Origin of the sequence: Campylobacter sp. RM19073, assembly GCF_024723495.1 — a bacterium.
Classification (GTDB): Bacteria; Campylobacterota; Campylobacteria; order Campylobacterales; family Campylobacteraceae; genus Campylobacter; species Campylobacter porcelli.
In genome coordinates, this window is record NZ_JANQCT010000003.1 from 65,796 (window position 1) to 86,476 (window position 20,681).

Annotated in this window: 24 protein-coding genes and 1 tRNA gene; 15 read left to right on the forward strand and 10 right to left on the reverse strand. The window is 34.0% G+C overall.

The features are described from left to right. Positions 1-60 precede the first annotated feature (60 nt). Positions 61-1,425, forward strand: coding sequence for an NADP-specific glutamate dehydrogenase (gdhA, locus tag CSUIS19073_RS02270; RefSeq protein ID WP_086225327.1), 1,365 nt, complete (start codon positions 61-63; stop codon positions 1,423-1,425). Positions 1,426-1,481: 56 nt separating this feature from the next. On the opposite strand, the gene CSUIS19073_RS02275 is transcribed toward gdhA, so the two are convergent. From CSUIS19073_RS02275 to CSUIS19073_RS02285, 3 genes are read right to left on the reverse strand one after another with little or no spacing between them, the layout of a single operon-like run. After that, positions 1,482-2,486: an alanine racemase gene (locus tag CSUIS19073_RS02275; protein ID WP_086237361.1), complete on the reverse strand. Its 1,005-nt coding sequence runs from the start codon at positions 2,484-2,486 to the stop codon at positions 1,482-1,484. Then, a complete protein-coding gene (gene cmeU / locus CSUIS19073_RS02280) occupies positions 2,479-2,721 on the reverse strand; it encodes a CmeU family protein (RefSeq protein WP_086237360.1) in 243 nt (80 codons plus the stop codon). The genes CSUIS19073_RS02275 and cmeU overlap by 8 nt, the downstream gene beginning before the upstream one ends. Positions 2,722-2,723: 2 nt before the next feature. Continuing rightward, positions 2,724-3,692 carry a L,D-transpeptidase family protein gene (locus CSUIS19073_RS02285; RefSeq protein ID WP_086237359.1) on the reverse strand — a complete coding sequence of 323 codons (969 nt, stop codon included), beginning with the start codon at positions 3,690-3,692 and terminating at the stop codon, positions 2,724-2,726. Positions 3,693-3,805: 113 nt separating this feature from the next. On the opposite strand from CSUIS19073_RS02285, the gene CSUIS19073_RS02290 reads away from it, so the two are divergent. Then, complete coding sequence (locus tag CSUIS19073_RS02290) at positions 3,806-4,234, forward strand: copper chaperone PCu(A)C (RefSeq protein WP_086237358.1); 429 nt, start codon at positions 3,806-3,808, stop codon at positions 4,232-4,234. Positions 4,235-4,248: 14 nt separating this feature from the next. After that, a complete protein-coding gene (pseB, locus tag CSUIS19073_RS02295; protein WP_086237357.1) occupies positions 4,249-5,244 on the forward strand; it encodes a UDP-N-acetylglucosamine 4,6-dehydratase (inverting) in 996 nt (331 codons plus the stop codon). A 1-nt stretch (position 5,245) separates the two neighbouring features. Here the strand turns inward: pseB and CSUIS19073_RS02300 are convergent, their stop codons facing one another. Both CSUIS19073_RS02300 and CSUIS19073_RS02305 read right to left on the reverse strand, forming a co-directional pair. Beyond that, entirely contained in the window at positions 5,246-6,043 is a 798-nt protein-coding gene (locus CSUIS19073_RS02300) for a metal ABC transporter permease (protein ID WP_086237446.1), read from the reverse strand. Then, positions 6,043-6,804, reverse strand: a complete 762-nt coding sequence (locus CSUIS19073_RS02305; RefSeq protein WP_086237356.1) for a metal ABC transporter ATP-binding protein — start codon at positions 6,802-6,804, stop codon at positions 6,043-6,045. Before CSUIS19073_RS02305 ends, CSUIS19073_RS02300 begins: the two co-directional genes overlap by 1 nt. Positions 6,805-6,936: 132 nt before the next feature. Here CSUIS19073_RS02305 and CSUIS19073_RS02310 point away from each other — a divergent pair, with 132 nt between their 5' ends. From CSUIS19073_RS02310 to CSUIS19073_RS02330, 5 genes are read left to right on the forward strand one after another with little or no spacing between them, the layout of a single operon-like run. Further along, on the forward strand, positions 6,937-7,647 hold the full coding sequence (locus CSUIS19073_RS02310; RefSeq protein ID WP_086237355.1) for a class I SAM-dependent methyltransferase: 711 nt from the start codon (positions 6,937-6,939) through the stop codon (positions 7,645-7,647). Beyond that, positions 7,644-10,058 carry a sensor domain-containing phosphodiesterase gene (locus tag CSUIS19073_RS02315; RefSeq protein WP_086237354.1) on the forward strand — a complete coding sequence of 805 codons (2,415 nt, stop codon included), beginning with the start codon at positions 7,644-7,646 and terminating at the stop codon, positions 10,056-10,058. Before CSUIS19073_RS02310 ends, CSUIS19073_RS02315 begins: the two co-directional genes overlap by 4 nt. Before the next feature lie 47 nt (positions 10,059-10,105). Next, positions 10,106-10,741 (forward strand): carbonic anhydrase, encoded by a 636-nt coding sequence (locus CSUIS19073_RS02320; protein ID WP_086237445.1) that lies wholly within the window; start codon positions 10,106-10,108, stop codon positions 10,739-10,741. After that, positions 10,704-12,536, forward strand: a complete 1,833-nt coding sequence (locus tag CSUIS19073_RS02325) for a mechanosensitive ion channel family protein (protein ID WP_086237353.1) — start codon at positions 10,704-10,706, stop codon at positions 12,534-12,536. The genes CSUIS19073_RS02320 and CSUIS19073_RS02325 overlap by 38 nt, the downstream gene beginning before the upstream one ends. Continuing rightward, a complete protein-coding gene (locus CSUIS19073_RS02330) occupies positions 12,529-12,681 on the forward strand; it encodes a hypothetical protein (protein ID WP_180379389.1) in 153 nt (50 codons plus the stop codon). The genes CSUIS19073_RS02325 and CSUIS19073_RS02330 overlap by 8 nt, the downstream gene beginning before the upstream one ends. 2 nt (positions 12,682-12,683) lie before the next feature. Here CSUIS19073_RS02330 and CSUIS19073_RS02335 read toward each other — a convergent pair whose 3' ends face one another. Further along, entirely contained in the window at positions 12,684-13,187 is a 504-nt protein-coding gene (locus CSUIS19073_RS02335; RefSeq protein WP_086237352.1) for an isochorismatase family protein, read from the reverse strand. 9 nt (positions 13,188-13,196) lie between these two features. Beyond that, the gene (locus CSUIS19073_RS02340; protein WP_086237351.1) at positions 13,197-13,955 is read right to left on the reverse strand and encodes an exodeoxyribonuclease III; all 759 of its coding nucleotides are present in this window, start codon (positions 13,953-13,955) and stop codon (positions 13,197-13,199) included. Positions 13,956-14,081: 126 nt separating this feature from the next. On the opposite strand from CSUIS19073_RS02340, the gene CSUIS19073_RS02345 reads away from it, so the two are divergent. Further along, positions 14,082-15,593, forward strand: a complete 1,512-nt coding sequence (locus CSUIS19073_RS02345; RefSeq protein WP_086237350.1) for a phosphoethanolamine transferase — start codon at positions 14,082-14,084, stop codon at positions 15,591-15,593. Between the two features lie 12 nt (positions 15,594-15,605). Beyond that, complete coding sequence (locus tag CSUIS19073_RS02350) at positions 15,606-15,836, forward strand: replication/maintenance protein RepL (protein ID WP_086237349.1); 231 nt, start codon at positions 15,606-15,608, stop codon at positions 15,834-15,836. Here CSUIS19073_RS02350 and CSUIS19073_RS02355 read toward each other — a convergent pair. From CSUIS19073_RS02355 to rpsT, 3 genes are read right to left on the reverse strand one after another with little or no spacing between them, the layout of a single operon-like run. Continuing rightward, on the reverse strand, positions 15,825-16,382 hold the full coding sequence (locus tag CSUIS19073_RS02355) for a manganese efflux pump MntP (RefSeq protein WP_086237348.1): 558 nt from the start codon (positions 16,380-16,382) through the stop codon (positions 15,825-15,827). The genes CSUIS19073_RS02350 and CSUIS19073_RS02355 overlap by 12 nt on opposite strands. Beyond that, positions 16,382-17,449 carry a peptide chain release factor 1 gene (gene prfA / locus CSUIS19073_RS02360; protein WP_086237347.1) on the reverse strand — a complete coding sequence of 356 codons (1,068 nt, stop codon included), beginning with the start codon at positions 17,447-17,449 and terminating at the stop codon, positions 16,382-16,384. Before prfA ends, CSUIS19073_RS02355 begins: the two co-directional genes overlap by 1 nt. A gap of 8 nt (positions 17,450-17,457) precedes the next feature. Further along, entirely contained in the window at positions 17,458-17,724 is a 267-nt protein-coding gene (rpsT, locus tag CSUIS19073_RS02365; protein ID WP_086237346.1) for a 30S ribosomal protein S20, read from the reverse strand. Between the two features lie 159 nt (positions 17,725-17,883). On the opposite strand from rpsT, the gene glmM reads away from it, so the two are divergent. The 5 genes from glmM (at position 17,884) to CSUIS19073_RS02390 (ending at position 20,679) form a co-directional block, all read left to right on the forward strand. Then, on the forward strand, positions 17,884-19,224 hold the full coding sequence (gene glmM, locus CSUIS19073_RS02370; protein ID WP_086237345.1) for a phosphoglucosamine mutase: 1,341 nt from the start codon (positions 17,884-17,886) through the stop codon (positions 19,222-19,224). Continuing rightward, a complete protein-coding gene (lspA, locus tag CSUIS19073_RS02375) occupies positions 19,217-19,663 on the forward strand; it encodes a signal peptidase II (RefSeq protein WP_086237344.1) in 447 nt (148 codons plus the stop codon). The genes glmM and lspA overlap by 8 nt, the downstream gene beginning before the upstream one ends. Before the next feature lie 32 nt (positions 19,664-19,695). Then, positions 19,696-20,031 carry an NINE protein gene (locus tag CSUIS19073_RS02380; RefSeq protein ID WP_236845294.1) on the forward strand — a complete coding sequence of 112 codons (336 nt, stop codon included), beginning with the start codon at positions 19,696-19,698 and terminating at the stop codon, positions 20,029-20,031. Between the two features lie 50 nt (positions 20,032-20,081). Beyond that, positions 20,082-20,528 carry a protoporphyrinogen oxidase HemJ gene (gene hemJ / locus CSUIS19073_RS02385; protein WP_086237342.1) on the forward strand — a complete coding sequence of 149 codons (447 nt, stop codon included), beginning with the start codon at positions 20,082-20,084 and terminating at the stop codon, positions 20,526-20,528. A 75-nt stretch (positions 20,529-20,603) separates the two neighbouring features. Continuing rightward, a tRNA-Val gene (locus CSUIS19073_RS02390) sits at positions 20,604-20,679 on the forward strand. Positions 20,680-20,681 lie beyond the last annotated feature (2 nt).

Below are 20,681 nucleotides of genomic sequence, written 5' to 3' on the forward strand. Positions count from 1 at the left end.
TTAAATTTAAGATAAATTAAATATAATCCAACTACAAACATTTTCACAATAGGAGTTACGATGTCAGTACATGAGTATATCAACCAAACACTTGAAAATATCAAAAAGTCAAGTCCTGGTCAAACAACATTTTTACAAGCCGCTACAGAGGTTTTACATACTTTAGAACCACTTTTAGAAAAAGAAAAAAAGTATCTTGATCACAAAATCATAGATCGTATTGTAATGCCTGAAAGAACTACGATGTTTAGAGTAACCTATATGAATGACAAAAACGAACCTTGCTCACACTTTGGGTATCGTGTAGAGTTTAACTCTGCTCTTGGCCCATATAAAGGCGGCTTGAGATTTCATCCATCAGTATGCTTAGATATAATCAAATTTCTTGGTTTTGAGCAAATCTTTAAAAATTCACTTACTGGACTTAATATGGGTGGCGGCAAAGGTGGTGCTAATTTCGACCCTAAAGGCAAAAGCGATGGCGAGATTATGAGATTTTGTCAAGCTTTTATGAATGAATTATATAAATTAATCGGCGATGTAAAAGATGTCCCAGCTGGCGATATTGGCGTTGGTGGTCGTGAGATCGGCTATATGTTTGGTCAATATAAAAAATTAACAAATCGCTTTGATGGTGCTTTGACTGGTAAAGGTCTAGACTGGGGCGGTAGCTTAGTAAGGGTAGAGGCTACTGGATATGGCTCAGTATATTTTGCTCAAGAGATGCTTAAAAAACAAAATAGCAGCCTAGAGGGCAAAAAATGCTCAATAAGTGGTGCTGGAAATGTGGCTATATACACAGCTCAAAAGCTATATCAACTTGGCGCACTTCCTATAACAGTAAGCGATTCAACTGGCTTTATATATGATAGCGAAGGTATAGATGTCGAGCTATTAAAACGCATTAAAGAGGTTGAAAGAAAAGGCCTTAGCGAATACGCAGCGGCTAAACCTAGTGCGAAATTCACTCCTGTTAGCGAGTATAAAGCTGGTACAAATGGGATTTGGAGTGTTCCATGTGATGCAGCATTCCCAAGTGCTACACAAAATGAGCTAAATTTAGAAGATATCAAAACTCTTTATAATAATGGTTGTAGATTAGTTTGTGAGGGCGCAAATATGCCTAGTACACTTGAGGCTATTGACTTTATGCTTAGCAAAAAAGATTTCTTATTTGGCCCTGCTAAGGCTGCAAATGCTGGTGGCGTGGCAACTAGTGGATTAGAAATGGCACAAAACGCAAGTATGCAAAAATGGACTTTCGATGAAGTAGATAGCAAACTTCACCGCATTATGACAAATATCTTTGAAGCTAGTTACGAAACTTCTGTTGAATTTGGCGTACCGGGCAACCTTGTTCTAGGAGCAAATATCGCAGGATTTAGAAAAGTCGCTGATGCGATGATCGATCAAGGATATGTATAATAGAATTTAGCCGGCTTAATGTCGGCTAGAATTTAATCAATTTAATTATTTTAATTTTACTCCACTACCCTTCTACTAATTATAGGACTAAGCTTAACTAAAATATCATAATTAATAGTCCCAAAAAACTCAGCCCAAATATCAGCATTATCTAATACACATATCCGCTCTCCACCATCAATTGAGCTAAAGCTATCCATAGACATTTTGCCTAAAATTGGATTTCCATTGGCTAATTTTAGCTCTCCATTGCCATTATATCGCAATAACCCATCGCCATAGCCAAGATCATATGTAGCGATATTCATATCATATTTAGCAGTAAATGCGCCACCATAACCTACACTTTGACCAGCATATAAGACTCTTGAGCTTACACGATCGGCATAAAGCTTTAAGACTTTTTTAAGCTCTAGGCTCTCATTAAACCCAAAATATCCAAATTGAGCCATACCAGCACGCACATACTCATCACCTATATCTGAGCTTCTCTCAATCGCAGCTGAGTTGTGAGAGTGAAATATAAGCTCGCCATCAAAAAATTCTTTAATCTTATCTTTAGCTTGTTTGAAATTCTCTTTTTGAACAAAGTAATCCCCACTATGCTCATCGCTAGCTCTAAAATGAGTAAAAGCACCCTTTAATATCAAATTTCGTTTTTTAATAATATTAATAGCAGTTTCAATCTCAGTAATGTCTATACCATTTCTATGCATTAAAGTATCGATGGCAAGATGAATTTGGCTATTTGGTCTTATCTTTTCTAAAGCCCTAAGCTCATTAATAGCATAGATAAACTCGCCATTCTCAGCACCAGTTGGTAAATGAGAAAGCACTATAATGCTCTTAAATAATCTAGATAGTTCCCTTGCTTCAAGCTCACTTTTAACACACGCTATTTCAATGCCAAATTCACTAGCGATCTTGCCCATTAGGAGCGCCCCATGACCATATGCGTTATCTTTTAAAACGGCGATAATTCGCTTTTTAGAGCCTACTTTTTTGGCTATTTGAGTTAAATTATGCTCATAAGCACTTTTTGAGAGTAAAATCTCAGACATTAAAGCTCAAATCAAATTTTTTATATATATGTGGTAGCATCTTTCTTACTGCATAATCATATGCGTAAAACTCTTTATATAAGGCTTTTAAGCTTGGCTCTTTACAAGCATCAAAGTCAAAGGCTGTGCTATTGCCTTGCTTTGGCACACTTGCATCTAAAACATCAAAAAATCTCCCCCTAGCGGCCAAAAACTCCTCAATTTGCTTTTTTACAAGCTCTTTTTCATCACTCATAGCTACTCCTCTACTAAAATTTTCATCTTATTATCAGCCACTTCTACATATAAGGTTTTATCCCCATCAAAATTATATGAGGCCGCTCTATATCTCTCATCAAAATTTACGCGATATATATTCTTGCCATCTATGTTTGGATATGGTGTTATATTGAAATTTTTAAATTCAATTATTTTGCTCTCATTTTTGCTAAATACTCTCTTTTTCATCTGCGTAAATTCTGCAATTTTCATACCATCAAAGCGGCGAAAATCATTATGATAAAAGCTTATATATCTATCCAAATCACTCTTAGTCCAAGCATCTTTCCACGCAAAAAGCTGGGCAAATATCACAGCTATATCAAGATTACTAGATTTTGGTTTACCATCTTCGCTTATTATCACGATAGCTGAATTATTTTGCACTATATCTTCAAAAGATTCTAAAATATCATTTTTCATAGCGATACAGCCTTTAGTCTCTAGCTCATTTTCCCTTACATCGCCCTCCATAGGATAGCCATGAATCCATATGCCATAGCCTGTTCTTTTGCGAAGTTTATCATATAAATTTGGGTAAGATAAGCTAAAAGCAACCGGCCCATAATATGTAGTAGGCGGAGTAAATCTGCGTGTTATATCATATACACCAACTGGGGTTTTCAGATCCCCTTCTAATAGCTTTTCGCCCATTAAACCAGTGATTATCTCGCTATTTTTAACCTCTTTTAATTTACCATCTTCATATTGATTTACAGATATATTCTTAGCAGTTTTATCAGCTACTATGATTAATCTGCTTTTATCATCGTGATAGCCATATTTTAGCTCTTTATTTTTTAAGCTATCGCTCCAATACTCCACACTTTGTAAGTTCTTCTCTATCTTATCTTGGACTGCTGATATGCCACCTTTAAGATATAACTCCTCTAACTCCCCACTAAATAAAGATGTTGATACTACTAATAAAAAGAGTAATTTTTTCACTATTTTAACCTTAATTAATTAAATATTTAAGCTTGAAATTATATCAAAATCGGTTGAAAATTAATTTAAATTCTTGTATAATTTAGCTCACTTCAATCAAAAAAGGATAAAATATGTTTAAATATTTATTTACCTCAACTCTAGTTGCACTTAGCGTAAATGCTCAAATTTTAATTACTAATTCATATATCAAAGATACCCCGCCAAATGCGAAAAATAGCGCCGCTTTTATGAGTATAGAAAATCAAGATTCAAAAGATATTGAGCTAATTTCAGCTAGTAGCAATATAAGCAAAGCTACCGAGCTTCACACTCATATCACAGAAGATGGCATGAAAAAGATGATTCAAATCCCAAGCATTAAGATACCAGCCAACTCTAAAGTTGAGCTAAAACCAGGTGGTTTGCATGTTATGTTTTTGGGCTTAAAAAGAGATATAAATGATGGAAATGTCGATTTAAATTTAACTTTTAGCGATGGCAAAACATATGAATTAAAAAATATCCCAGTTAAAAAAGTTATACCTATTAAAATGCATTAATTTGGAGCTAAGCTGTGTTTAATAATAAAAACATTCTAATAACCGGTGGAACGGGCAGTTTTGGCAAAAAATATACTAAAATTTTATTAGAAAATTACAAGCCAAATAAGATAATAATCTACTCACGAGATGAGTTAAAACAATATGAGATGGCTCAGGAATTTAATAGCCCATCCATGCGTTATTTCATCGGCGATGTAAGAGATGAGAGTAGATTAAACACTGCTATGAATGGGGTTGATTTTGTAATCCATGCCGCTGCTATGAAGCATGTGCCAATAGCTGAGTATAACCCAATGGAGTGTATAAAAACCAATATCCACGGCGCACAAAATGTCATAAATGCCGCCCTTAAAAATGGAGTAGAAAAGGTAATCGCACTAAGCACCGATAAAGCGTGTAATCCTGTAAATTTATATGGTGCTACCAAACTAGCTAGCGATAAGCTATTTATAGCGGCAAATAATATAGTAGGTCCAGGGCCAACTAGATTTAGCGTCGTTAGATATGGTAATGTCGTTGGCTCTAGAGGCTCGGTGGTGCCGCTATTTAAAAAATTAATAGCAAATGGGGCAAAAGAGCTGCCAATTACTGATGAGAGAATGACTAGATTTTGGATTACGCTTGAAGATGGGGTTAAATTTGTCCTTAAAAACTTTGCTAGAATGCAAGGTGGAGAGCTATTTATCCCTAAAATTCCATCTATGAAAATCACAGATTTAGCTGCCACTTTAGCGCCAAATTTGCCAATTAATATAATTGGCATTAGACCAGGAGAGAAGCTCCATGAGATGATGATAAGCGCTGATGATGCCTTGCATAGCTTGGAATTTAGCGATCACTATGTTATCACGCCTTCTATTAAATTCTATGATAAACAGGCTAATTTTGCTATTAATAAACTTGGAGAAAAAGGCTATAGAGTTAGTAGCGAATTTGAGTATCGCTCTGATAATAACACCCAGTGGCTAGATGATAAATCACTAAAAGAGATGATAGAGAAGATATAATCTATCTTCTTTTACAAAGCTCCACAATAAAAAATATTATGGTAGCAACTGCGATTATACTAGCTCCACTTGTTAGGTTAAAATAGTAGCTAAGTATCAATCCGCAAAATATAAAAATAGCTGATAAAATAGCTGATAAAATCATCATTATAGCCAAATTTGGGCTAAATTTCTCAGCTATATATGGCGGAATGCTAAGCAAAGCAATCACCAAAATCAGCCCCACAACCCTAATAGTACTAACCACGCAAAGTGCGATTAATGCGCTCATCAAATAGTATAAGAAGCTGACATTTACCCCACGAAGCTTAGCAAATTCACTATCAAAACAAAAAGCACAAATTTGAGTATAAAAAAGCAGTGCAAATAATACAAAAACAGTATCCAAAACACTCATAAATATAAGATCTTCTGTGCTTACAGCCAAAATAGAACCAAACAAATAGCTCATCAAATCAGCATTATACCCAGGGCTAAGATCTACAAAAATAATCCCAACAGCCATACCAAACGCCCAAATAGCACCAATTACGCTATCTATCCTATCACGATTTTGTCCGCTGATAAAGGCTATTAAAAGCCCTATAGCCACAGCAAATCCAGCCGCACCAAAAAGCGGAGAAGCACCTAAGAAAAATGCGATCCCTATCCCGCCATAAGCCCCATGAGCCACACCTCCAGCGATAAATGTCATCTTATTTATCACAATTAATGAGCCAATCACACCACAAGCTACGCTAACTAAAACTCCAGCCCATAAAGCATTTTGCATAAAACTAAAGCTTAAAATTTCCACTATCAATCCTTATGCGAAGCACAACCACAGCTATTAAGCGCTAGCTCAACATCACAAAAATGCGTATGATCCTTGCTAAGATGGCTTATAAAATCTCTATTATCTAAATTTGAAATATCATGAAGCACGACGCTACCGCTATTTATATAAGCGACCTTAGAAGCAAAATTAATAGCCATATTAATATCGTGACTGATGGCGATAACGCCGACATTTGCTTGATTTATCTCTTTTAATGCGGTGTAAATTTGAGCCTGACCTTGCGTATCTATACTAGCTGTTGGCTCATCTAGCATTAAAATTCTAGCCCCACTTACCAAAGCTCTTGCTATATATACTCTTTGTCTTTGCCCCCCACTTAATGCGCCAATGCCCCTAGAGCTAAACTCCCTCATACCGACCATATCCAAAGCCTGTATAGCCATATTTTTATCAGCTTTTGAGTAGAATTTAAATAGTCCACCACTTAGCCTTCCCATTAATACCACCTCCAAAACGCTCATCGGAAAGCTCTTATTTACCGGTATGTATTGCGGGACATAGCCTATTAGCTCTTTTGCTAATTTTGGCGACTTTGAATCTATGCTAATCTTGCCAGATTTAGGCTCTAAAATGCCAAGCATTAGACGCAAAAGGGTGCTTTTTCCACCGCCATTAGGGCCAATAATAGCTAAAAAATCTTTACTATCGTAGCTAAAATTTAAATTCTCAAATATATAGCCATCATCATAGCCAAAGCTTAAGTTTTCAATTTTGATTTTCATAAATGCACTTTTAAGATAAGCAATTTTACATTTCTCCTAGAAATTTGAGTTTAAAATTATATCTGATTTGACTTAAATTTATTTAAAGAAAAACTTGATAGAATTTAGTAAAATAATCCCAAGGTAGTATATATGCAAGATATTTGGAATAAAAAGTCCAAAACATATCCTAGGTTTAGCCCTATTATGCGTCCATTTGAGGCTGAATTTTTCGCCTTTTTAAATGAGTGTGGCGTGGATTTTAGCAGCAAGAGCGTTATAGATATAGGTGCTGGAACTGGAGTGTATAGCTTGCATTTAGCTAAAATGTGTAAAAGCGTTTTGGCATTAGATATTAGTGATGCGATGCTAGAGATTTTAATATTAAGTGCTAAAGAGCATAATATATCCAATATTCAAACCCTTAATGGCACGATAAATGATATTAAAAATAGTAAATTTGATATAGGATTTTTGACTATGTCCCCAGCACTTAAAAGCTATGAGAATTTTGAGATATTTTATAACCTTGCTAATAAGCATATATATATGAATTGGCTAAAGCCTAGAAGATCAAATTTATTAGAGCTTTTTATGGATTGTAAAGCTGATATGGCAACGCCTATGGCTATATTAGAGCAGTTTTTAATCTCTAAAAATATTAAATTTAAATCCAAAATCATAAATGAAAATAGAAGTGTAACAAGAAGCATAGACGATATGGTAGAAAATCTAGCTTGGCATTTAGAAATAAGCAGACAAAATTACACAAAAGATGAGATAAAAAATAAGATAAAAAACCTAGCAAATGGTGATGAAATCACTGAAAATATCACTACTTGCGTGAAAGTTATGGTATTTTGAAGGTAAATATTTTAAAATTTATAATGCTATTTTTCGCACTTGCGTGTCTATATTTTATTATAGAAACTGGTAGAGTTTTACTCAAAACAGAGGAGAGATTATATGATTTTGCCGAGCTTAAAAGGCTAAATCAAGAGCTATTTTTACAAATTGACCTACAAAGCATTCACACAACCATAGAAGAAAGCGAAGATAGCATTACCAAAATCAATGCAATATTAGATAAAATCAGCTCAAATTTTATCACCACAAAACTATTTTATAAGCTAGATCATATATTGTTTTTAGAGAATTTAAACGCCAAAATCAAAAAGCAAACCGATATAATCAGAAACTACTATGTAATCCGTCAAGATATATCTAAATGCTTAATAGAGCTAAATCAAAATTTATCAAAAACTACAAATATCAAAGAGATGAGTAATGCCTACGCGTTGCTGATGAACTCAAGATTTATAGATGAATTTGATAGAGATTCGTTTGATATATATCTAACTAAACTAATCGCTCAAGAGCAATCGCCATTTGATTATCAATTTTTAAGCATGATCCAACATGTCAATGATAATCTAATCACCATTCCAAATTTACAAATTCAAAATTATAATATGCATATTCAAAGACAAATTCAAGAGCTTATAAAAATCTCAATTGAGTATTTCAATTCTGCTTTATATGCTCTCATTGGTAGCTCGGCATTTTTACTTATCATAGTTATACTCGCAGTGGCTAAAAATGGGGTTTTAAACCTACAAAATAAAGAGAATAAACTCAAATTAAAACAGCTAAGACATCTAATTGATAGCAATCCAAATCAAGTAATAATCCTAGATAAATTCGGCAAAATCTCTAGCGTTAATAATGCATTTGTAAATGCCTCTAGCTTTAGTGCTCAAAGCATAATTGGCAAGGAGCTAAGCTCACTAAATATGAATATGCAAGGGATTGATATATTTGATGAAGTTAGCCAAAGTAAAGAGATCAAATGCTATGATGAGTTTGTCAGCAAATCAAATGATGGGATACTAATCTATGAAAATATAGTCGCAATCCCAATGCTAGATGAATTTAATGATATAAATGGCGCTATAATTTTAAAACAAGATATAACCAAAGAAAGACTGATAAAAAAAGAGCTAAATTTTAGAAATTCACAGCTTCAAGAAAGCTCAATTATAGATAATCTAACTGGATTAAAAAACCTCTCTGCACTAAATGACGCTATCAAAAATAATCAAGATGGTGTATTGATTTATATGATGATTACAGACTTTGCAAATTTAAGATTTTTTTATCGTTCAGACTTTATCGATATGATATTTATAGCCATTGCAAACTCTATAAAACTTGCCATTAGCACATATAAAATTGACGCTATAGCCTATAGAATGCAACTTGATGAGTTTTGCATATGGTATAAGGGCGATAATATCAAAAAAGATATAAAATATATTTTAGAGTATTTTAAATCCAAAAACATTACAATCCAAACAGATGGCGGATTTGAAATCTTACCAAATATCTCAATCACAATGGGTATAAGCTCTAACAGCGATAAACCAAATTTAACCAGACTAACCCAAGGCATTCTAGCCGCACAAGAAGCAAAAGAAAAAGAGCTAAGCTTTAGCTTTTACAACCATGATAATATAATAGAAAAAAGCTATCAAAAAAACGCCACAATAACAAGATTAATCCAATATGCATTAAATGAAAATAGAGTAATTGTCGAGTGTCAAGGGATTTTTGATATTAGAAATTCCAAGCCTACAATTAGCTCATATGAGATTTTAATCCGTATTTTAGACCAGCAAAATCAAATCCACTACCCAAATGAATTTTTAAGCGTAGCCAAGCTAACTTCGCTATATCTAGCACTTACAAAGCAAGTTATTAATAGAGCTTTTGAGCTATTAGAGAGATTTGGCGATAAAAAGAGATTTTCTATAAATCTCTCAAGTGTAGATATGCTAAATGAGCCGGTTAAAAATCTATTTTTACAAAAGCTTAGCCTATGCCAAAACCCGCAAAATCTCACTATAGAAATCTTAGAAAGCGAAGGCGTAGATGACTATAATGCTATAAATCCATTTATCCAAGAGATTAAAAATTATGGTTGCAAACTTAGCCTTGATGACTTTGGTAGTGGATACTCAAACTACTATAGAATGCTTGAATTAAATATAGATTATATCAAAATTGATGGCTCTATCATCTCTAAATTGCCATTTGATAAAAATGCCAAAAGTGTCGTAACAACCATTGTCGAATTTGCCAAAAGGCAAGGCTATGAGACCGTGGCTGAGTTTGTCTCTACTCCACAAATCTTAGACATTATCAAAGAAGTTGGTATAGACTACGCACAAGGCTACTTACTAGCTAGACCAGTATTGCCAAATAATATAGAATAATAGGAGTAAATTTGCATAATAATATAATAAATGGCGCAGTTAAATTTATGGAAGAAAACTTCATAGAGCATAAAGAGCTATTTGAACATCTAGGTAATAAGCAGACGCCACATACGCTATTTATCGGATGTTCTGACTCTAGAGTGGTGCCAAATTTAATCACCAACACCTTGCCAGGTGAGCTATTTGTCGTGCGAAATATCGCAAATATCGTCCCACAATATAGGCTAGTAGATGAGTTTTTAGCCACTACAGCGGCCATTGAGTATGCTATAAATACTTTAGGGATTAAAAATATAATAGTATGCGGTCATAGCAACTGCGGTGGCTGCGAAGCACTATATCAAAGCGATGATAAATTAAAGAGTACGCCAGTTGTTAAAAAGTGGCTTTTGATAATTGAGGATATTAAAAAAGAGGTTTTAAAAGATAAAGATATAACTCCAGCCAAAAGAGCTTGGGTAACTGAAAGGCTAAATATCATAAACTCACTCCAAAATATTATGACCTTCCCAGGCGTGATAGATAAGCTAAAAGCTAAAGAGTTAAAGCTATATGGCTGGCACTATATCATAGAAACTGGGGAATTATATAACTACGATGACGCTACAAAAAGCTTTAAACTATTAGAAAAGAGCATAGACTATGAAGAAATTTACTCTCAAATTTTTACTGATTTTTAATCTATTTTGTAATCTTTTATTAGCAAATCAGCTAAGTGATGTAAACAATAAGATTATATCGCTAAATTCGCAATTAACCATAATAAAAGAGCAAAATGCTAGCACAAACGATGAGATTTCAATCCTAGAAAATGAGAAAAATAGCCTAATCAAAAGCTTGCCAGCACTCATCACTAGTAGCAATGATTTTAATCAAACCCACATAAATTCATACATAAGAGCACTAAATGAGGAGTTAAAAAGATACCAAGCTAACTCTACTCACTTCATTCAAACGCAAATATCTCTAGCCTCTGCTAATTTAGATAAAATTTACTACTGGTCGCTATCACAAATATCTCAAGCTTTTAAAGATTATAGCAAAACCCCAGATGAGGCCATAATCGATGCCATAACTCAAATTCAAATCTCCAACTATCAAGAGTTAAAATCAATAAGCCAAGATCCAAATAGCCAAAATATCGCCAATGAGCTAACCACGCTTGAGATAAAGCGTCAAACATATAGCGAAATACTAAATTATTTAAAAGATAATTCTGAGCTTTTTGATAGCAATTTTGTGCTAACTAGCCTAAATTTACAAAATATAATCAACAAGATAAATATGGCTGTAAATTTACAATCCAAATCCATAAATATAGGCAAAATCACTATTATATCCTTAGTTTGTATATTTTTTATACTCTTACCAAGGGTGGCTTCGCTTTTACTTTATAGGATACTTATCGCTATCTTATCTCGATCAAGAAATGCAAATAATGAGCTCAAAGAGCAATTCGTAGCAGCCATCAAGCTACCTGTTGTGATATTTTTTATCATATATGCACTAAATTTATCTCTCATCATCGCCTACTATCCTTCCACCATAAGCATAGAGATGAAAAACTACTTTGATATTGCTTATAGCGTGGTTATAGCGTGGTTTGTGATAGGAGTACTTGATGGGTATGGGATTATCATCTTATCAAAAATCGCCCAAAAATCAGGTCGCAAAGAGGTGGTAAATCTCATAATTAAAGTCTTATATTTTATCGTAATTATCATTACAATTTTGGTAATTTTAAGCAAAATTGGCTTTGATATTAGCACGATTATCGCCTCTCTTGGTATTGGCGGACTAGCTGTGGCATTAGCAACAAAAGATATAATAGCCAACTTTTTTGCCTCTATTTTGCTTCTTTTTGATAGCTCATTTAGTCAAGGAGATTGGATTGTTTGTGGTGGGATTGAAGGAACGGTGGTTGAGATAGGGCTTAGAAAGACAACTATTAGAACATTTGACAATGCTTTAGTATTTGTGCCAAATTCCAAAATTATGAGCGAAAGTATCAAAAACTGGAATCGCAGAAAGATAGGCCGCCAGATCAAAATGCAAGTAGGTCTAAGCTACACAACTTCCAAACAAAGCATTCAAAACTGCATAAATGATATAAGAAATATGCTTTTAAACCACGAAGGAATCGCTAAAAGCGGTATAGATAGTGCCTTAAATAGCAATGACGCACGGATAAAATATCGCCAAAATATGGTCTCTGTAGATGACTTAGATGGGTATAAAAGTAATCTTTTTGTCGTGCTTGATGAATTTGGCGATAACTCCATAAATATCTTGATATACTGCTTTAGCAAAAGCGTGATTTGGGGCGAATACTTAGCCACCAAAGAGGATGTAATGCTTAAAATAATAGAGATAATAGAGCGATATGATGATGCGAGCTTTGCCTTCCCAAGCAGAAGTTTATATATAGAATCCATACCAGAAATTCAAATTCACAAAGGAGAAAAAAGTGTCTGATATATATGATGATGAACTAGATGAAAATCTCAATTACGATGATTACGAAGATAGCTACAAGGATAGATCTCGTAGCTACAACTATGATGAAAACGACTACTCATACGATGATGAGGACGAAGAGGATAGCTACGATATGGAGTAAGGCTATTTTATTAAATTTGAAATAGCCTTAAAGCTTGGGTGAGTGGCACTTTGGAGCAATTCAAAGGCTACCATCTCAATTGATTTTACCTTGGCTTCTTTTAAATTCAAATAGGCTAAAACCTTATTTTGCGGATCTCTACTTCCTATACACTCATCAACTAGCGTCACGCTAAAGCCGTTTTTGATAAGATCCAAAGCCGTTTGATACACGCAGATATGAGCCTCTACGCCGATTAAAATCACGCTTTTATAGCCTAAGATTTCATCTTTTATAGAGTTAAAAGCTGAGAATTCTAACTTATCAAATATCTTAGAGTTTATTAAATTTAGTATCTGCTCATCACTGTCGCCAAGACCTTTTTTATACTGCTCAGTAGCGATTATTTTTAATCCTAGCTCATTAGCTATTTTTAAGAATTTCACGCTATTAGCCACCAAATTTTCATCACTCATCACTCTTAAAAGCTTAGTTTGCATATCTATAACTACAACCACACTATCCATAATCTCTCCTTATAAATCTATATCTATCCCCACAGGGCAATGGTCGCTACCATCGATACTACCTAGTATAAAAGCGTCTTTTAGCTTATCTTTCAAATTTGAACTGATGAAAAAATAATCAATCCGCCAACCTACATTTTTAGCCCTTGAATTAAACCTATAGCTCCACCAAGAATACGCATCCTTCTTATCGCCATTTATAAACCTAAAAGTATCGATAAATCCAGCGTCTAAAACCCTATCTATCCACTCCCTTTCACATGGCAAAAATCCGCTTGTTTTAGAGTTAGCCTTTGGGTTTTTTAGATCAATTTCTCTGTGAGCGGTATTTACATCGCCACAAAATATCACCCCCTTACCATCACCAACCAAAGCCTTGATATAAGCTAGAAATTTATCATAAAAATCCATCTTATACGCTAGTCTCTCATCGCCTTGCTGACCATTTGGAAAATATATATTAAAAAGATGAATATTATCAAATCTATGCTCTAAAACCCTACCCTCATCATCATCAAAAAACTGCGATTTTAGATTAGTTGATTTTAAATTCGACAAGCTCATCACGCCTGAATACCCAGCCCTTTTGGCTGAATTTACAGATATATTTTCAAATCCTAGATTGTATATTTGAACTGGGATTTTATCCTCGCTTGCCTTTATCTCTTGAAGAGCTAGAAAATCTGGCTTATACTCACTAAGCCACGAAAAAGCATCTTTATTTATAACCGCCCTAAGTCCATTTACATTCCACGAAATCAGTTTCACATTTCACCCTTTTTTAATCCTATTATAATCCAAAATTTAAAATATTTTCCAATCATTAACTATATCTTTATCATAAAATTACAATCTAAGCTTATAATTCCAACTTTTATTTTAAAGGAAATTTAAATGAGCTCAAATAAATTTATCATATATTTTACACTATTTATCACGGCGTTAAATTATAAATTTTTCGAATTTGCTTTTAATAGCGTCCGCTTTACAGATAATGCCTTTTTATTACTATCTTTGCCGGTGCTATTTTTCTCTCTTGTAGTTTTCATTTTTAGCTTACTATTTTTACCATACATAACAAAAGCTTTAGCAATATTTTTAACCATCATTGGCGTTGTCGGAGCGTATTTTATGAATGCCTACTCAGTCATCATAGATAGCGAAATGATAAGAAACGCACTTCAAACGGACGCTAAAGAGGTAAAAGACCTATTAAATTTAAATATGATATTTTGGGTAGCCCTAGCTGCTGTAGCTATATTTTTAATAATCAAAGTAAAAATAACCAAAACAAATATACTAAAAGCCTTAAAATATAGAAGTTTGCTTTGTATTACTTCGCTCATACTTTTTGGCGTAATTTTTGCTAGTTTGAGTAAGGATTACATTCCATTTTTTAGAACTTACAATCAAATAAGATTTTACACAACCCCTTTTTATCCCTTATACTCAGCAAATAAATATATAAATTCCCTAGCGCCAAAGGCTGAATTTAAGGAGATTGGGCTTGATGCCTCAATGCAAACAGATCAAAAAATGCTATTTGTATTTGTAGCTGGAGAGACTGCTAGAGCAGCAAACTACTCATTAAATGGCTATGAAATAAACGATACAAATCCGTACTCCAAAGCAAATGAAATGCTAAGTTTTTCCAAATTTAGCTCTTGTGGGACTTCAACTGCTATAAGTTTGCCTTGTATGTTTTCAAATTTAAATAGAGATAATTTCTCAGTCAATGCCGCTTCAAATATGAGTAATGTGCTAGATGTCTTAAAAACTGCTGGAGTAAAAGTAAGCTGGATAGGAAATAACTCTGGATCGTGTAAAGGTATCTGTACGCGTTTAGATGATATTAAGGATTTTGGCGGTGATAGCTATGATGGAGTTATGCTACAAGAGATAAAAAGCCAAATTCAAAATGCTAAAGATAGTAGCCTAATAGTCGTCCATCTCCAAGGTAGCCACGGACCAACATATTTTAAAAGATATCCGAAAGAATTTGCTAAATTTAGCCCGACTTGCGATACAGCTACTTTGAAAAACTGCACCTATCAAGAGATAGTAAATACCTATGATAACACAATTTTATACACAGATTACATAATAAACCAAATAGTAGATATGCTAGAGCAAAGCGATATGCAAACTGGTTTATTCTATGTAAGCGACCACGGCGAGAGCCTTGGAGAAAATGGGGTTTATCTCCATGGAGCACCATACTTTTTAGCACCAGATTTTCAAACTAAAGTCCCTGCAATGCTATGGCTAGAAGATAAAAATCAGCTAGAAAATTTAAAAAATATAAAAGATAATAGCTTCTCACATGATAATATTTTTCACACTATTTTAGGATTTTTTGATATTCAAACAAGCATTTATGATAAAAACCTAGATATAATAAACTAAATAGGCAAAAATATGGAGTTATATAAAAGCATTGTATCTATGATTTTAGGAGAGAAAAAATCAGAAATTATAGAATTTATAGCTAATAATTTAGATGATGATAAGAGATTTAAATACACTATAAAAGAGCTATGCGATGAGCTAAATATCAGCAAACCAACAGCCATAGAGACTATAAATTTACTAACTCAAAAGCGTGTAATAAAAAAGATAAAAAATGGAGTATATCAACTAAATATCTAGCCCAAAAAGATGAGATATTAAAATTTTAAATCCAATCCCAATAAGAATAACTCCACCTAAAATCAAAGCCTTACTCTCTAAGGCCTCACCAAGATATTTACCAAGATAAACAGCCCCAATACATATAATAAAACAAACTACCCCAACTGCGATTAGACTAAGCAAAATACTACTACCTTCAAAGCTAAGTGCTACACCAACAGCCAAGGCATCAATACTAGTAGCTACTGCCCCGATGATTAATAATTTTAAACTCAAATCTATACTACACTCTAAATTTCCGCTATCTCTAGACTCTTTAATCATCTTTAATCCCAAAAATACCAAAATACAAAATGCTATATAGTGATCGATAAATTCTACATATCTGATAAACTCAAGCCCCAAAATATAGCCAATAAACAGCATAAAAGCCTGAAAAAATCCATAAATAAAAGCAATTTTGATAATCTTAAGTAATTTTAAATTTCCACACTTAGCACCATTTGCGATGCTAAGCGCCGCACTATCCATAGAGAGTGCAATCGCTAAAAATAGAAGTTCCATTATAACCCAGCGTTTGCTATAGCATTTGCTTGATAATCAGCTATTAATGGATCGATAATCTCATCAAAGAGCCCACCAGCCATAATCACATCAAGCCTATAAAGTGTCAAATTTATCCTGTGGTCACTAATTCTATTTTGCGGATAGTTATAAGTGCGGATTCTACCGCTTCTATCCCCAGTCCCAACTTGGTCTTTACGCTCTTGGCTTTGAGCTGCTAGACGCTCCTTTTCTTGCATCTCATAAAGTCTAGCTTTTAAAACCTTCATCGCAGCCTCTTTATTTTTATGCTGACTTTTGCCATCTTGATTTACCACTACTAATCCAGTTGGTTTATGCGTGATTCTAACAGCCGAATCTGTGGTATTGACACTTTGACCACCATGTCCGCTACTACGCATTACATCTATTTTAAGGTCGTTTTCATTGATAATAATCTGGCTATCTTGAACTTCAGGCATAACCGCTACGGTAATAGCAGATGTATGAACTCTACCTTGGCTTTCAGTCTCTGGGACCCTTTGAACTCTATGTGTGCCACCTTCGAATTTTAATCTTGAGTAGGCACCATCGCCCTTTATAAGCAAAATAATCTCTTTAAACCCACCAACACTTCCTTGGCTAGAGCTTACAATCTCAAATTTATACCCTCTTTGCTCGGTATAACGCATATAAGCATTTGCCAAATCCCCCACGAACAAGGCCGCCTCATCGCCGCCAGTCCCAGCTCTAAGCTCTAAAAATATATTTTTATCATCATTTGGGTCTTTTGGAATGAGTAAAATCCTAATCTCATTTTCTAACTTCTCAAGAGATGATTCAAGCGTCTTAAGCTCATCTTTAGCAAGCTCCCCTAGCTCACTATCGCCTAAAAGTTCGCGATTTTCCTCAATGCTTGATAATATACTTAGATATCTATCACTAGCTTCTTTGATTGGTTCTAAATTTCTTTGTTCTTTGGAGAGTTCAGTCATGCGATTAATATCGTTGATAACTGCTGGATCGCTTAGTAAATTCTCTATTTCACTAAAGCGATCTATGAATGGACGGAGTTTTTGCGCAAGCATAAACTAGCTTATGCAGCTAATGTATTTACTAATTTTGCTAAGCGGCTAACTTTTCTAGAAGCTGTCTCTTTTTTAAGAAAGCCTTTACTTACAAAACTATGAAAGCTCTTATTTACATCTTTTAATGCTACCAAAGCCGCTTCTTTATCATTATTAGCGACTGCTACTCTTACCGCTTTTGTCAAATTTTTTAATCTTGTGCGGTAAAATCTATTTCTTTCTGTTCTTTTTATGGTTTGTCTTGCTCTTTTTTCAGCAGATTTATGATTTGCCATAACATACCTTTTTCATAATTTTAGCTCGGAATTATACCAAAATGATTATTAATCAAAACTGAATTTAAGTATCCTTTAATCTAATTAAATTTGCCTTCATTCTCATCAGTTTAATATTTTTAGATAAAATTGCGATTAAATTTATCTAATGAGGGAAAAATGAAGCTATTTGGAACTGATGGAGTAAGAGGTCTAGCTGGGAAAAAGCTAGATGCGATGACGGCTATGCGTCTAGCGATGGCAGCTGGAATATACTTTAGAGAGCACTCTAAGACCAATAAAATTTTAGTCGGCAAAGATACAAGAAAAAGTGGCTATATGATAGAAACCGCTATTGTAGCGGGACTTACGGCTGTTGGGTATGATGTAGTCCAGATTGGTCCAATGCCAACTCCAGCTATTGCTTTTTTAACCGAAGATATGCGATGCGATGCTGGTATAATGATAAGTGCGAGCCATAATCCATTTTATGATAATGGGATTAAATTTTTTGATGGTAGTGGAAATAAGCTATCTGAAACAGATGAAAAAGATATTGAAGATATATATTTTGATTCAAATTTAATAGAAAATAATCAAAAAACCGCTCTAAATATCGGTAGCGCTAAAAGAATTGATGATGTTATAGGTCGCTATATCGTTCATATTAAAAATTCATTTCCAAAAGAGCTAACATTAAAAGGATTAAGAGTGGTTTTAGATGTGGCAAATGGCGCTGCATACAAGGTCGCTCCAACGGTATTTAGCGAATTAGGCGCTGAAATAATCGTGCTAAATGACAAGCCAAACGGATCTAATATCAATGAAAATTGCGGTGCTTTACATCCTGAAATTTTGGCAATGGAGGTTAGGAGATTAAGGGCTGATATTGGGTTTGCATTTGATGGAGATGCTGATAGACTCGTAGTTGTCGATGAAAGGGGAGCTGTGGTTGATGGAGATGCGCTTCTTGGTATGCTTGCAAGCTATTTAGATGAAAATAATATGCTAAGCAAAAAAGCGATTGTATCAACTGTGATGAGTAATGCGGCTTTAGATGACTTTTTAAATAAGCGAAAAATCGCCATAAAACGCTCAAATGTCGGGGATAAATATGTGCTAAATATGATGAAAGAGCATGGGATAAACTTTGGTGGCGAACAAAGCGGCCATATAATTTTTAGCGATTTTTCTAAAACTGGAGATGGCTTGGTTTCAGCTTTGCAAGTTAGTGCTTCTTTATTAAAAAGCGGCAAAAAAGCTAGTGAAATTTTTGATAAAATCAAGCCATACCCACAAAAACTACTAAATTTAAAAATCTCTCAAAAACGCCCACTTGATGAGATAGAAGGGATAAAAGAGCTAGAAAAAGAGTTAGAAAAGCTCCATATTCGCTCACTATTTCGCTACTCTGGGACAGAAAATTTAATTAGATTACTTCTTGAAGGCAAAGATGAGTATCTAGTTAGTAAAAAGATGGAAGAGGTGGAAAAATTCTTTATAAAAGCTTTAAATGAATAGGGTAATTTTACGATTTTTAGGCTCTTTTGCTATAGTTTTTGCTATAGATCAGCTTATAAAGTGGGTATTTTTACACGGATTTAGATATTATGGTAGCTTCATTGATCTGGTGCTTGTCTATAATAAAGGCGTGGCATTTTCTATGTTTGCGTTTTTAGGAGCGAATTTAAAATATATCCAACTAGGATTAATCGCTCTTTTGCTTGGTTATCTACTAGGGCAAAAAGAGCTTTTAAGATCGCATACTACGGCTTTTGGCTTGATTTTAGGCGGTGGGTGTTCTAATATTTTAGATAGATTTATCCACTCTGGGGTGGTTGATTATATATTTTGGCATAAGTGGTTTGAGTTTGCTGTGTTTAATTTTGCTGATGTGATGATAAATTTAGGCGTAGCAATAATATTAATCCAATCACTAATCCTAAGGAAAAAAGGATAAATGGGTCGTAATGTCTATATAGCATATTTATTGTGGTTTTTCTATCTACTTTTAGCGGGCATAGATTTTATTGCGGTAGAATTACAAGTGGCTTTTTACAACTTGGGCTATTTTGGTTTGGTAGTGCTACGGCGGTATTTTTGATAGGGTATGTATTTTTAGCTATTTGGCTAGTGTGGTGGCTTATTGATCTATTTTTGATACATAGCTGGGTAGCTAGGATAAATGAGATAATATCCTTAGAGCATAGCATTAGCGATAGCAAAAAATTAGAAAATATAGAAAAATTATATGAATTATATAAAAATGGAGCCATAAGCTATGAGGAGTATATAAATAGAAAGGATATGATTTTAAAAAATATTTAAATTTATTTATAAATCATATGCTAGACTTTCAAAAAATTTAAGGAGAAAATATGGAATTCCAAACATATTTATGGATCAAATGGTTGCACTATGCTGCTTTTATATCGTGGATGGCTATGCTTTTTTATCTGCCTAGGCTATTTGTCTATCACGCTGAAAATATCGCAAATAACGGCTTTTGCGATGTAGTGAAAATTCAAGAATCAAAGCTATTTCATGGAATTGGCTGGATAGCGATGATTATTGCCATTGTTACTGGATTATCCATTTTAGTCCATGCAAAACCAGAACTAATGAAGCAAGGCTATTTTCATATAAAATTACTCTGTGTTGTATTACTGGTGATTTATCACTTTAGCCTTGGATATTTTTTAAAGCAATTTAAAGAAAATAGATGCAAAAAAAGTGGAAAATTCTTTAGATTATATAATGAAATCCCGACAATTATAATGTTTGTTATCCTATATGCTATGCTCGTTAAGGCTAATTTAGGATAAAATTTCACTTCAAGCCCAAAATTTATACAAATTTAAGGCTTGAATTTGTATAATCACAATCTTTTTAGCTCAAAAGGTTCTATAGCTCAGTTGGTAGAGCATCACCTTGACATGGTGGGGGTCACAGGTTCAAGTCCTGTTAGAGCCACCATA

Coding starts and splice junctions, on each gene's coding strand:
- gdhA (WP_086225327.1), top strand. CDS start 61: ATGTCAGTACATGAGTATATCAACCAAACACTTGAAAATATCAAAAAG.
- CSUIS19073_RS02275 (WP_086237361.1), bottom strand. CDS start 2,486: ATGTCTGAGATTTTACTCTCAAAAAGTGCTTATGAGCATAATTTAACT.
- cmeU (WP_086237360.1), bottom strand. CDS start 2,721: ATGAGTGATGAAAAAGAGCTTGTAAAAAAGCAAATTGAGGAGTTTTTG.
- CSUIS19073_RS02290 (WP_086237358.1), top strand. CDS start 3,806: ATGTTTAAATATTTATTTACCTCAACTCTAGTTGCACTTAGCGTAAAT.
- CSUIS19073_RS02305 (WP_086237356.1), bottom strand. CDS start 6,804: ATGAAAATCAAAATTGAAAACTTAAGCTTTGGCTATGATGATGGCTAT.
- CSUIS19073_RS02310 (WP_086237355.1), top strand. CDS start 6,937: ATGCAAGATATTTGGAATAAAAAGTCCAAAACATATCCTAGGTTTAGC.
- CSUIS19073_RS02320 (WP_086237445.1), top strand. CDS start 10,106: ATGGAAGAAAACTTCATAGAGCATAAAGAGCTATTTGAACATCTAGGT.
- CSUIS19073_RS02325 (WP_086237353.1), top strand. CDS start 10,704: ATGAAGAAATTTACTCTCAAATTTTTACTGATTTTTAATCTATTTTGT.
- CSUIS19073_RS02335 (WP_086237352.1), bottom strand. CDS start 13,187: ATGGATAGTGTGGTTGTAGTTATAGATATGCAAACTAAGCTTTTAAGA.
- CSUIS19073_RS02345 (WP_086237350.1), top strand. CDS start 14,082: ATGAGCTCAAATAAATTTATCATATATTTTACACTATTTATCACGGCG.
- CSUIS19073_RS02350 (WP_086237349.1), top strand. CDS start 15,606: ATGGAGTTATATAAAAGCATTGTATCTATGATTTTAGGAGAGAAAAAA.
- CSUIS19073_RS02355 (WP_086237348.1), bottom strand. CDS start 16,382: ATGGAACTTCTATTTTTAGCGATTGCACTCTCTATGGATAGTGCGGCG.
- prfA (WP_086237347.1), bottom strand. CDS start 17,449: ATGCTTGCGCAAAAACTCCGTCCATTCATAGATCGCTTTAGTGAAATA.
- rpsT (WP_086237346.1), bottom strand. CDS start 17,724: ATGGCAAATCATAAATCTGCTGAAAAAAGAGCAAGACAAACCATAAAA.
- glmM (WP_086237345.1), top strand. CDS start 17,884: ATGAAGCTATTTGGAACTGATGGAGTAAGAGGTCTAGCTGGGAAAAAG.
- lspA (WP_086237344.1), top strand. CDS start 19,217: ATGAATAGGGTAATTTTACGATTTTTAGGCTCTTTTGCTATAGTTTTT.
- hemJ (WP_086237342.1), top strand. CDS start 20,082: ATGGAATTCCAAACATATTTATGGATCAAATGGTTGCACTATGCTGCT.